Genomic DNA, 12821 nt, shown 5'->3' on the forward strand with positions numbered 1-12821 from the left:
TCCGTGCACTGTCCGCGTACTGAATGAAAGCATTCGCAACTGCATCCACATCATGGGAAAATCCTGTTGAACCTGTATGGCTATAGTATTTTTTCACCGAGCTGCGCTGAGACTTTTATACCTGTGCAGTCGGATTCGCAGACAAGTGAGTGGTATAGTTACCTCAAACACGCTCTGGTGTGCCGACAAGTTGATTCTTGAAACAGTCTTGCAGGATAGAAATAAGAAATTCAGACGCAGGCTTGTTCGAGAAATCAATTTGTCGACACACTGGCTTACAGGAGAGGGTGAAATACAGGACAATACAAAATAACCGTAATACCCTCTATTAAATAGGAAGAAATGCTTAAAAAAACAAAATTTGGAGAAACCTGACAAATTTTTCTGCTATATTTTTAACGAAAATGACAAATAAATGTTGAAATTTTCTGCCGGAAAAGGTAAAATTAAAATCGGCTAAATTTTTGGGTTAACTTTTAAATATTCTCATAAAGATGGAGGGCAAACAAGAATGAGTAATGCAACACAAAGCTTAGCAGGCACAAGAATTACTTCTTTGCTTGACGCAAACAGTTTTGTCGAAATCGGACAGGGTGTAACAGCCAGATCCACAGATTTCAACATGACTGCAAACAAGGCACCATCTGACGGTGTTATCACCGGATATGGTGTGATCGATGACAAACTGGTTTATGTATACAGCCAGGATGCATCTGTATTAAACGGTACTGTTGGTGAAATGCATGCAAAGAAGATCACAAGACTTTATGATCTTGCCATGAAAACAGGCGCTCCGGTTATCGGACTTGTTGACTGTGCAGGTATCCGTCTTCAGGAAGCAACAGACGCACTGGAAGCTTTCGGACAGATTTATCTGAAACAGACATTGGCATCCGGTGTGATCCCACAGATCACAGCAATCTTTGGAACATGCGGCGGTGGTATGGCAGTTATCCCGTCCCTGACAGATTTCACATTCATGGAATCCAAAAAAGGAAAAATGTTCGTCAACACACCAAACGCACTGGAAGGAAACAACACAGACAAATGCGACACAGCAGCTGCTGATTTCCAGAGCAAAGAGACAGGTCTGATCGATGGCGTTGGTACAGAGGATGAGATTCTTGGCCAGATCCGTTCCTTAGTATCACTTCTTCCTTCTAATAATGAAGACACAGACAATTACACAGAGTGTACAGATGATCTTAACCGCGTATGCGCAGATCTTGCAAACTGTGCAGGTGACACAGCAATCGCACTTTCCCAGATCGCTGACAACGGTGAATTCTTCGAGACAAAAGCAGACTATGCAAAAGACATGGTTACAGGCTTTATCCGTTTAAACGGCGCTACAGTAGGTGCTGTTGCAAACAGAAGCGAAGTATATGACGCAGAAGGCAAGAAAACAGAAACATTTGACGGAAGCATCTCTGCAAGAGGCGCAAGAAAAGCAGCAGATTTCGTGAAATTCTGCGACGCTTTTGATATTCCGGTACTTACACTTACAAACGCAACAGGCTTCATGGCAACCTTATGCAGCGAGAAGATGATGGCGAAATCCGTAGGTGAACTGGTAGCTGCATTCGCAGATGCAACTGTTCCGAAGGTAAACGTGATCATCGGCAAAGCTTACGGTACAGCTTACGTGGCAATGAACAGCAAATCTATCGGTGCAGACCTTGTATATGCATGGGATAACGCAGAGATCGGTATGATGGATGCTTCCCTGGCAGCCAAGATCATGTATGCAGATGCAGATGCTGCTGAACTGAATGAGAAAGCTGCTCAGTACAGAGAGCTTCAGAATGGTGTTGCTTCCGCAGCAGCAAGAGGCTATGTTGACACTGTAATCAGCCCGGCTGACACAAGAAAATATGTAATCGGTGCATTTGAGATGCTGTTCACAAAGAGAGAAGATCGTCCGTCTAAGAAACATGGAACGGTCTAAGCGGGGTGACGCATATGAAAATGATCAAAAAAATAACTTCTGTATTCATGACATTTCTCGTAATGGCTGCGCTGGTGATCGGCAGCACCTCTGTGGTATTTGCCGCAGATAAGGTTGATGATACTGTTAAGTCCACACTGGTAACTACAGCAGAAGGACTGACAGATGCCATTGTCCAGCTTAAAGATGAAGACATCGAGAATTACATGAGTTCAGGAGATGACTTTACAACAAGTGCCATGCAGTCCTGGCAGACATCCAAGGATGAACTTGGCGCAAAGAAGGACAGCAATGGTGAAACTACTGTAACTTTCAAAGATGATCAGTACACAGTTACTGTTCCTCTTAAATTTGAGAAAGCAGATGCAAACTTTGTATATGTCTTTGACTCAAAGGGAACACCGACTTCCATGTCTGTAGATGTACAGTATGGTATGGGCAAGACTCTTCAGAGAGCAGGTCTTAATACTTTGATGGGTATTGGAACTGTATTCGTAATGCTGATTTTATTAAGCCTTCTGATTTCTCTGTTCAGATTTATTCCGAACCAGGAAGCAAAGAAAGCAGCAGAAGCAAAAGCAGCCAAAGCTGCAAAAGAGGCAGAGGCAGCAGCAATCGCAGCAGCACCTGCACAGGCAGAAGAGAACCTTGCAGATGACGGAGAACTGGTAGCTGTTATCGCAGCAGCAATCGCAGCAGCAGAAGGAACTACAACAGACGGCTTCGTAGTTCGTTCCATCCGTAAAGTAAAAAGAAATAGAAGATAATTGTCATTTATTTAGGAGGATTTTAAAATGAAAAGCTATACAATTACAGTAAACGGTACAGCATATGAAGTAACTGTTGAAGAAACAGGAAGCGTATCCGCACCTGCAGCAGCTCCGAAAGCAGCACCTAAGGCTGCACCTGCAGCAGCTCCGAAAGCAGCAGCACCTGCAGCAGGCGCCGGCGCAGTAAAAGTAACTGCTTCCGTACCTGGTAAAGTTGTCAAAGTAGCAGCAAGCGTTGGACAGGCAGTAAAAGCCGGAGACAGCGTAGTTATTCTTGAATCCATGAAAATGGAAATCCCTGTAGTAGCTCCTCAGGACGGTACTATCGCAAGCATTGATGTTGCAGAAGGTGCCTCTGTAGAAAACGGAGATACTTTAGCAACAATGAACTAAGACGGGAGGTAGTCAAATGTCTTATGTAACAGAAACATTGTCCAACCTGATTCACCAGACAGCATTCTTCAATCTGACATGGGGCAATTACCTGATGATCGCAGTAGCCTGCGTATTCCTTTATCTTGCTATCAAGAAAGGATTCGAGCCGCTTCTGCTTGTTCCTATCGCATTCGGTATGCTGCTTGTAAATATCTATCCGGACATTATGGCAAACCCGGAAGATATGTCCAATGGTGTAGGTGGACTTCTTCATTATTTCTACATCCTTGATGAGTGGAGTATCTTACCATCCCTGATCTTCATGGGTGTAGGTGCCATGACAGACTTCGGTCCGCTTATCGCAAACCCGATCAGCTTCCTGATGGGTGCTGCGGCACAGCTTGGTATCTATGCAGCTTACTTCCTTGCAATCTTCCTTGGATTCAACGGAAAAGCAGCAGCAGCTATCTCCATCATCGGTGGTGCTGACGGCCCGACTTCCATTTTCCTTGCAGGTAAACTTGGACAGTCTGCACTGATGGGACCGATCGCAGTGGCAGCATATTCCTATATGTCACTGGTTCCGATCATCCAGCCGCCTATCATGAAACTCTGCACAACAGAGAAAGAACGTAAGATCAAAATGGATCAGCTTCGCCCGGTTTCCAAACTGGAGAAGATCCTGTTCCCGATCGTTATCACAATCGTTGTCTGCCTGATTTTGCCTACAACAGCTCCGCTGGTTGGTATGCTCATGCTTGGTAACCTGTTCAGAGAGTGCGGTGTTGTAAAACAGCTGACAGAAACAGCTTCCAATGCCCTGATGTATATCGTAGTTATCCTTCTGGGTACATCCGTAGGTGCTTCCACAAGTGCAGAAGCATTCTTAAACGCAGATACTCTGAAGATCGTAGTTTTAGGTCTTGTTGCATTTGCAATCGGTACATTCGGCGGATGTATGCTTGGTAAACTGCTCTGCAAACTGACTCATGGAAAGATCAACCCGCTGATCGGTTCCGCAGGTGTATCCGCAGTACCTATGGCAGCCCGTGTATCCCAGAAAGTGGGTGCAGAGGCAGATCCTACAAACTTCCTTCTGATGCACGCAATGGGCCCGAACGTTGCCGGTGTTATCGGTACAGCCGTAGCAGCCGGAACATTCATGGCTATTTTTGGTGTATAATTGAATTTATAAAGGAGATTTAATAATGGCAGAATTAGAGAAAAAACCTGTTAAAATTGTGGAAACCATTCTCCGTGATGCTCATCAGTCCCAGATCGCAACACGTATGACCACAGAACAGATGCTTCCGATCGTAGATAAACTTGATAAAGTCGGCTATCACGCAGTAGAGTGCTGGGGTGGTGCAACATTCGATGCATCCCTTCGTTTCCTTCACGAAGATCCATGGGAAAGACTTCGTAAATTACGTGACGGCTTCAAGAACACAAAACTTCAGATGCTCTTCCGTGGACAGAACATCCTTGGATACCGTCCATACGCAGATGACGTTGTAGAATACTTCGTACAGAAATCTGCTGCAAACGGAATCGACATCATCCGTATTTTTGACTGTCTCAATGACCTTCGTAACCTTCAGACAGCTGTAAGCGCTGCAAACAAAGAGAAGGCTCATGCACAGGTAGCTCTTTCCTATACATTAGGAGATGCTTACACAATGGAATACTGGACAGACATTGCAAAACGTATTGAAGATATGGGCGCTGATTCCATCTGTATCAAAGATATGGCAGGTCTTCTCCTTCCAAACAAAGCTACAGAGCTTGTTACAGCATTAAAAGAAACAGTTAAGATCCCGATCGACCTTCATACACATTACACCTCAGGTGTAGCTTCCATGACTTACTTAAAAGCAGTAGAAGCAGGTGTGGATATCATCGATACAGCAATGTCTCCATTTGCACTGGGAACATCCCAGCCTGCAACAGAGGTTATGGTTGAGACATTTAAGGATACACCATACGACACAGGATTTGATCAGAAGCTTCTCTCCGAGATCGCTGACTACTTCCGTCCGATCCGTGACGAAGCTCTTGACAGCGGACTGCTCAATCCGAAGAACCTTGGTGTTAACATCAAAACTTTACTGTACCAGGTACCGGGCGGTATGCTCTCCAACCTGACTTCCCAGCTGAAAGAACAGCACGCAGAAGACAAATTCTACGATGTTCTCGAGGAAGTTCCGCGTGTACGTAAAGACCTTGGTGAACCGCCACTTGTTACTCCGTCTTCACAGATCGTTGGTACACAGGCTGTATTCAACGTACTTATGGGCGAGAGATACAAAATGGTTACAAAAGAAACAAAAGATATCCTGTTAGGAAAATACGGCGCAACTGTAAAACCGTTTAATCCGGAAGTACAGAAGAAGTGCATCGGCGATGAGAAACCGATCACCTGCCGTCCTGCAGACCTTCTTGACAACGAGCTTGAGAAACTTGAGAGCGAAATGGCTCAGTACAAGGAACAGGATGAAGACGTATTAACATACGCACTGTTCCCACAGGTAGCTATGGACTTCTTCAAATACCGTCAGGCTCAGAAAACAAAAGTTGACGAGAAAGCAGCTGACAAAAAGAACGGAGCATATCCTGTATAATTGATCAGTAATTAAATATGTCCAAACGAAAAAAGGAGCTTGCGTAAGCAGGCTCCTTTGCGTTATTATGAAAGAATATGATACCCGGGAATATAATGTGCCAATGGGTATATGCTGCCAGTGGTACATATCTATATTGATCGTAGCGAAGCGGAGACGTGGAACCATGATGAAATAGACAATCTGCAGGGTAAAATAAATACAGGAGAATATTCCATGAGCAAAGTTATAATAATCGGTGGTGGAGCCGCCGGAATGATGGCAGGGGTTTTTGCAGCCCGTAACCATCATGAAGTTCACATATTAGAGAAGAACGAGAAACTGGGAAAGAAAGTCTTCATAACAGGAAAAGGCAGATGTAATGTGACAAATGCCTGCGACACAGAAGAACTCTTTCCTGCAATGATGAGCAATCCCAAGTTCCTCTACAGCAGTTTCTATTCATTTACCCCTCAGGATGTAATGGAGTTCTTTGAGAAAGCAGGTGTCCCTCTGAAGGTAGAGCGTGGAAACCGCGTATTTCCACAGTCTGACCATTCCTCAGACATCATCCGCGCATTGGAACGTGAACTGAAGAAAGCAGGAGCAAAAATTCATCTTCACACTGCTGTACAGGAAATCGTAAAGAAACCTGTAACGGAATCTGTAACGGAATCTGTAACAGATTCCGTAAATACCCTTGAATCAGAAGCCGCATTAACAGAATCAGGATCTGCTGCAGGAAAAGGCAGAAAAGGAAAAAAATCACCTGACATACCGCAGGAGAAGATCACAGGAGTCATCCTTACAGACGGAACCTTCATGGAAGGCGATGCAGTCATCGTGGCAACCGGCGGATTCTCTTATCAGAGTACCGGTTCCACAGGCGACGGATACCGCTTCGCAAGAGAACTGGGACTGAAAGTCACGGACATTGCTCCCTCCCTTGTGCCATTAAAGACAAAAGAAGACTATGTCCCTAAGCTTCAGGGACTTTCCCTTAAGAACACAGGACTTACCATAAAGAATGGAAAGAAAGTACTCTATGAGGATTTCGGAGAGATGATGTTCACCCATTTCGGAGTCACAGGTCCCATGATCCTGTCCGCCAGTGCCCACATCGGTGCAAAACTGGCGAAAGCACCAAACGGCGAACTGTCCGCATATCTGGATCTGAAGCCGGCACTTACCAGAGAACAGCTGGATGCCAGGATCCTGCGCGAATTTGAAGCAGGACCAAACAAACAGTTCAAGAACGTGATTGGCGTACTTTTCCCGTCATCTCTGACTCCGGTAATGCTGGAACTGGGTGGAATCCCCGCAGAGAAGAAAATCCACGACATCTCCAGAGAAGAACGCCAGCACTTCATTGACCTTATCAAAGCCTTCCCCTTCACAATCACAGGAATGGGTGAGTTCAAAGAAGCCATCATCACCAGAGGCGGCGTCTCTGTCAAAGAGATCAATCCCGGAACAATGGAATCAAAGAAAATCTCAGGTCTTTACTTCGCAGGCGAGGTACTGGATCTGGATGCAGTGACAGGTGGATATAACTTACAGATTGCCTGGTCTACCGCATATCTGGCAGCACAGGCCATACAGTAAGCTGCTTACTATAGAAACAACAGAAACAAGCAGATGATGAGTACCGTGTATGCGAATTATATCTATGATTCGGTTATGAGCAAGGAGCGAAGCGGATTGCGAATATCCGCTTGACTGATTAATAAACATTAATAATAAAACAGAGAAAATCTGTTTGAATAATAGAAACAGGAGGAACCACGAAAATGGGATGTAACATAGCCATCGACGGACCTGCAGGAGCAGGAAAGAGCACCATCGCAAAGAAAGTAGCGAAAGAATTATCATTTATCTATGTAGATACAGGAGCCATGTACAGGGCAATGGCTTTATATCTTCTGAACCATGGCGTAAACGGAGAAAATCAGGAAGAGATCGAGGCGGTATGTTCCGGCGCTGACATCTCCATCGAATACAAAAACGGAGAACAGATTGTCATCCTCAACGGAGAGAACGTAAATGCTATGATCCGCACCGAACAGGTAGGAAACATGGCATCCAAAAGCTCCGCAAACCCGAAAGTCAGAGCCCACCTTCTGAAACTTCAGAGAACTCTTGCAGAGAAAAATGATGTAGTTATGGACGGCAGAGATATCGGCACAACTATCCTTCCAAACGCAGAAGTAAAAATCTACCTCACAGCAAGCGCAGACACCAGAGCAAAAAGAAGAGCCCTGGAATATGAGCAGAAGGGAGAAGCCTTTGACCTGGACCAGATCCGAAAAGACATCATCGAGCGCGACGAACGCGACATGAACCGCGAAATCTCCCCTCTGAAACAGGCAGAGGACGCAGTGCTTGTAGATTCTTCGGAAATGGGAATTGATCAGGTTGTAGATGCTATTCTTGATGTGTATAATAAGAAGATACAGAAATAACGGTCAGGCGGACAGATTATCTGTTTCAGACTACGCTATTTGCCCGTCAACTACCTATCACCTAAAGTGGTGCTGCATCATAGGGTGGTTGACAGCACCCTTTACAGACAAGATATACTCATCTGTAACTGTAAACTTCCCATGCTATACAGCAAACATTCTTTTACGGGTAAGGAAAGGATTTATTTATGAAAGTTAAAGTAGCAGAGACAGCAGGCTTCTGCTTCGGCGTCAAACGTGCAGTGGACAAAGTCTACGAGTTGATCGACACAGAACAGAAACCAATCTTCACTCTGGGCCCGATCATCCACAACGAAGGCGTAGTAGCGGATCTGGAAGCTCGTGGCGTCCATGTTATCGCAGAAGCAGACCTGGATTCCCCGGATGACACCCTGCAGAATGGAACAGTAGTCATCCGCTCTCACGGCGTAGGTAAACCCATCTACGATAAGCTGAAAGAAAAAAACATCTCCTACGTAGATGTGACCTGCCCCTTCGTCCTGAAAATCCACAGGATCGTGGAAAAAGAAAGCCTTGCAGGAAACCACATCATCATCATCGGTGACAAAGACCACCCCGAAGTACAGGGCATCTGCGGCTGGTGTCAGGGACCGTACACGGTGATCAGAAACAAAGAAGAAGCCGAAGTATTTGTACCCCCAAAAGGCAAAAAAATAAGTATTGTGTCCCAGACGACATTTAATTACAACAAATTTAAAGATTTAGTTGAAATTCTTTGCAAAAAGAGGTATGATAATAATGTTTTAAATATTCTCAATATTTTAAACACTATTTGTAATGCTACCGAAGAACGGCAGAGAGAAGCAAAAAACATAGCCGGAGAGGTAGACACTATGTTGGTCGTAGGTGGCCGGCATAGTTCCAATACTCAAAAGCTGTTTGAAATATGTAAAAAGGAATGTGGAAATACTTACTATATACAAACACCTGTAGACTTGGATTCTGAAATGTTCCAATGCAGTAGTTATGTAGGTATTACAGCAGGGGCTTCCACCCCAAACAAAATTATTGAGGAGGTTCAAGAACATGTCAGAATTAAGTTTTGAACAAATGCTGGAAGATTCCGTAAAGACTATCAGAAATGGAGAGATTGTACAGGGTACTGTCATCGATGTAAAAGAAGATGAGATTATTCTGAATATCGGTTATAAAGCAGACGGTATTATCACAAAGAACGAATACTCTAACGATGCAAGCCTTGTACTCACAGATGCTGTTCACGTTGGAGACACAATGGAAGCAAAAGTTCTCAAAGTAAACGATGGAGAAGGTCAGGTTACTCTTACTTACAAGAGACTGGCAGCAGAGAAAGGCAACAAACGTCTTGAAGAAGCATTTGAGAATCAGGAAGTATTAAAAGCTCCTGTAACTCAGGTACTTGACGGCGGACTTTGTGTAAACGTAGACGAAGCAAGAGTATTCATTCCTGCAAGCCTGGTTTCCGACACATACGAGAAAGACCTTTCCAAATATGCAGATCAGGAGATTGAATTCGTTATCACAGAATTCAACCCGAGAAGACGCCGCATCATCGGTAACCGTAAACAGCTTCTTCTCGCTGAGAAAGCAGAGAAACAGAAAGAATTAATGGAGAGAATCCATGTTGGCGATACAGTTGAAGGAACTGTTAAGAACGTTACAGATTTCGGTGCATTCATCGATTTGGGCGGAGCTGACGGACTTCTTCACATTTCCGAAATGTCCTGGGGCAGAGTAGAGAACCCGAAGAAAGTATTCACTGTTGGCGATAAAGTCAAAGTTCTTATCAAAGAGATCAACGGAGAGAAGATCGCACTTTCCCTTAAATTCCCGGAAGCAAATCCATGGCTCACAGCAGCTGAGGACTTCGCTGTAGGAAACGTAGTTAAAGGTAAAGTTGCACGTATGACAGACTTCGGTGCATTCGTAGAGCTTGCACCTGGTGTAGATGCACTTCTTCATGTATCCCAGATTTCCAGAGAGCACGTTGCTAAACCAGCAGACGTACTGTCAATCGGACAGGAGATCGAAGCTAAGGTTGTTGACTTCAACGGCGAAGACAAGAAGATCAGCCTGAGCATGAAAGCTCTTGAGGCACCGGCTGAGGAAGCTGCAGAAGAATAATAACAGACAACAAAAATAGTTGTGTTGAATAACAGAGACTGCCGGATGGAAAGCTGCTTGCTGAATATCCGGCAGTTTTGTTGACAGAAGGGATAACAAGAATGCTCGAAGAAGGAATATTCGATATACATTGCCACATTGTGCCAGGAGTGGATGACGGAGCTGCGGATATTGAAGAAACAAGAAAATTATTGGAGATGGAATATAAGCAGGGAGTGAGAAACATTATTCTGACGCCTCATTTCCGTTTTCAGATGTTTGAGACACCTCTGGAAAAAGTACAGAGACAATTCCGGCTTGCAGAAGAGGCGGCAGCAGATATCAGTAAAGATCTGCATCTTTACCTCGGATGCGAATTTCATGCAAATATGGAGATGCTTCCTATGCTTCGTGAGAAAAAAGTTGCTACCATGGCTGGTTCCAGGTATGTGCTGGTAGAATTCTCTCACAATTCAGAGGCATCCTATATCAGAGAACGCCTGTCTGCAATGCTTTCCGGCGGGTATAGACCCATTGTTGCACATATTGAACGATACGAAGCGACACGCACAGATCTGGACTTTGTAGAAGAACTGACAGAGATGGGAGCTTATATGCAGATCAATGCAGACAGCATTGTGGGAAAATGTGGCTTTTTTACAAAACGCTACTGTCAGAAGCTGATGAAGAATGACTTGGTTCATTTTGTAGGTTCTGACTGCCATGACAGCAGTAAAAGAATTTCCAGAATCGGGGAAGCCTATAGCTATGTAATAAAGAAAATGGATACAGACTATGCGAAACAGCTTTTCATTCGAAATCCACAGAAAATCATAGATCAGAAAATTTAATGGATTTTGACCGAGTCAACTTTGTGGTCAGATTTTAAAGAATTTCAAAGAATAATGTCACTCGCAATTGACTTTTTATACGTACTACGGTAAAATGTATACGGTTTATGTAAAACTGTAACTGTCTGCTGTAAAATAAATCAGCCGGATAATTACGAAAACTACAATGAAAAAGGGAAAAGGAAAATATCAGATGTTAGACAATTTGAACAGCAAATTTGAGAGCAGCAGGGTGCAGGCACTTGATGTCAATGACGATGAAGTTGAAATTGATTTACTGGAAATATTTCATGCACTCAGAAAGAAAATTCTGCTGGTACTGATGGTTGCTCTTATAGGTGGCTGTATCGGAGCTGCATGTACACAGTTCCTGATGACACCAATCTACAGTTCAACATCCAGTATGCTTGTTCTCTCAAAGGAAACCACGCTGACATCTCTGGCGGATCTGCAGTTAGGTGCCAGTCTGACAAGTGATTACACAGTACTGATCACAAGTACTCCTGTACTGGAACAGGTAGTTACAAATCTGAACCTGGATATGACAGCGGAGGATCTGAAAGAGAATGTAACGATTAATAATCCGACAGATACCCGTATCCTTGAGATCACTGTTGATAATCCGGATTCTACAATGGCTAAGAAGATCGTAGATGAGATTGCGAATGTTTCCTCATCCTATATCGGAGACAAGATGGAAGTTATTCCGCCTAAGATCATCGAAGTTGGTAAGATTGCTACAGAGAGAACTTCTCCAAGTGTAATGAAGAACTCAGCAATTGGCTTCTTACTCGGATTTCTTGCATGTGCGGCAATCGTAGTTGTATACGCTGTAATGGATGATACTATCAAGACAGAAGAAGATATTGAGAAATATCTCGGTGTTTCTGTACTTGCCAAGGTTCCTGACAGAAAAGACTACGTAAACATGAAGAACAAGAAACCAAAGAGCAATAAGAAGAACAAGAAGCGTCGCTAGAGTAATGGAGGAATCTGAGCAATGAAGAAACTCAATTTAACAGATAAAAGAAAACCGGACTATTTCTACAGCGAGGCGATTAAAACGCTGCGTACAAATATCCAGCTGTCCGGTCAGAGCATAAAGACAATTCTGGTTACAAGCTGCTTTCCGAATGAAGGTAAGAGTGATGTAGTACTCAGCCTTGCACAGGAGCTTGGAAGCATCGGTAAGAAAGTGCTTCTTCTGGATGCGGATATCAGAAAGACTGCTTATGCAGGACGACTGGGAGTAGAAGAAGAGGTCAAAGGACTTTCCCAACTTCTCAGTGGGCAGGTAGGACTGCAGGATATTATCTATGAGACGAATTTCCCGAATATGGACATTATATTCGGAGGTCCGGCTGCACCAAACCCTTCAGGACTTCTCAGCGAGAACATTTTCAGGGTTTTTCTGAAAGAAGTCAGGGAATATTACAATTACATACTGATTGACACACCGCCGATCGGAACTGTAATCGATGCTGCGGTAATCGGCAGATGCTGTGATGGAGCGATCTTCCTGATCCAGCCAGGCAGCGTCAGATACAGAGATGCACAGAAGGCATTTGCGCAGCTTGAGAGAAGCGGATGCCGTGTTCTGGGAGCTGTTATGAATAAGATAGACACCAGTGGCGACAAATATTACTCTTCTTACTACAAACATTATGGTGAATACTATCGCAGAAGCGATGATGAGTCCCAGAAATAATATC

Annotated in this window: 12 protein-coding genes; all 12 read left to right on the top strand. The window is 44.1% G+C overall.

Annotated features, from left to right (window positions below):
• Positions 1 to 511 precede the first annotated feature (511 nt).
• The 12 genes from NQ550_RS08235 (at position 512) to NQ550_RS08290 (ending at position 12817) form a co-directional block, all read left to right on the top strand.
• Positions 512 to 1948: an acyl-CoA carboxylase subunit beta gene (locus NQ550_RS08235; protein WP_025578371.1), complete on the top strand. Its 1437-nt coding sequence runs from the start codon at positions 512 to 514 to the stop codon at positions 1946 to 1948.
• Between the two features lie 14 nt (positions 1949 to 1962).
• Positions 1963 to 2715: an OadG family transporter subunit gene (locus tag NQ550_RS08240; RefSeq protein ID WP_029676920.1), complete on the top strand. Its 753-nt coding sequence runs from the start codon at positions 1963 to 1965 to the stop codon at positions 2713 to 2715.
• A 27-nt stretch (positions 2716 to 2742) separates the two neighbouring features.
• Positions 2743 to 3111 carry a biotin/lipoyl-binding carrier protein gene (locus NQ550_RS08245; protein WP_008704467.1) on the top strand — a complete coding sequence of 123 codons (369 nt, stop codon included), beginning with the start codon at positions 2743 to 2745 and terminating at the stop codon, positions 3109 to 3111.
• Between the two features lie 16 nt (positions 3112 to 3127).
• Positions 3128 to 4276: a sodium ion-translocating decarboxylase subunit beta gene (locus NQ550_RS08250; RefSeq protein WP_008704466.1), complete on the top strand. Its 1149-nt coding sequence runs from the start codon at positions 3128 to 3130 to the stop codon at positions 4274 to 4276.
• A 25-nt stretch (positions 4277 to 4301) separates the two neighbouring features.
• Entirely contained in the window at positions 4302 to 5714 is a 1413-nt protein-coding gene (locus NQ550_RS08255) for an oxaloacetate decarboxylase subunit alpha (protein WP_025578367.1), read from the top strand.
• A 216-nt stretch (positions 5715 to 5930) separates the two neighbouring features.
• Positions 5931 to 7298, top strand: coding sequence for a BaiN/RdsA family NAD(P)/FAD-dependent oxidoreductase (locus tag NQ550_RS08260; protein ID WP_025578366.1), 1368 nt, complete (start codon positions 5931 to 5933; stop codon positions 7296 to 7298).
• Positions 7299 to 7483: 185 nt separating this feature from the next.
• The gene (gene cmk / locus NQ550_RS08265; RefSeq protein ID WP_025578364.1) at positions 7484 to 8155 is read left to right on the top strand and encodes a (d)CMP kinase; all 672 of its coding nucleotides are present in this window, start codon (positions 7484 to 7486) and stop codon (positions 8153 to 8155) included.
• 188 nt (positions 8156 to 8343) lie between these two features.
• A complete protein-coding gene (gene ispH, locus NQ550_RS08270) occupies positions 8344 to 9222 on the top strand; it encodes a 4-hydroxy-3-methylbut-2-enyl diphosphate reductase (RefSeq protein WP_025578363.1) in 879 nt (292 codons plus the stop codon).
• Positions 9203 to 10279: a 30S ribosomal protein S1 gene (gene rpsA, locus NQ550_RS08275; RefSeq protein ID WP_025578361.1), complete on the top strand. Its 1077-nt coding sequence runs from the start codon at positions 9203 to 9205 to the stop codon at positions 10277 to 10279. The genes ispH and rpsA overlap by 20 nt, the downstream gene beginning before the upstream one ends.
• Positions 10280 to 10419: 140 nt before the next feature.
• Positions 10420 to 11109, top strand: a complete 690-nt coding sequence (locus NQ550_RS08280; RefSeq protein WP_259839762.1) for a CpsB/CapC family capsule biosynthesis tyrosine phosphatase — start codon at positions 10420 to 10422, stop codon at positions 11107 to 11109.
• Positions 11110 to 11302: 193 nt separating this feature from the next.
• Positions 11303 to 12088, top strand: a complete 786-nt coding sequence (locus tag NQ550_RS08285; protein ID WP_044996356.1) for a YveK family protein — start codon at positions 11303 to 11305, stop codon at positions 12086 to 12088.
• 21 nt (positions 12089 to 12109) lie between these two features.
• Positions 12110 to 12817, top strand: coding sequence for a polysaccharide biosynthesis tyrosine autokinase (locus tag NQ550_RS08290; RefSeq protein WP_025578355.1), 708 nt, complete (start codon positions 12110 to 12112; stop codon positions 12815 to 12817).
• Positions 12818 to 12821: the final 4 nt, after the last annotated feature.

The sequence above is a fragment of the Blautia wexlerae DSM 19850 genome (assembly GCF_025148125.1).
GTDB classification, from domain to species: Bacteria; Bacillota; Clostridia; order Lachnospirales; family Lachnospiraceae; genus Blautia_A; species Blautia_A wexlerae.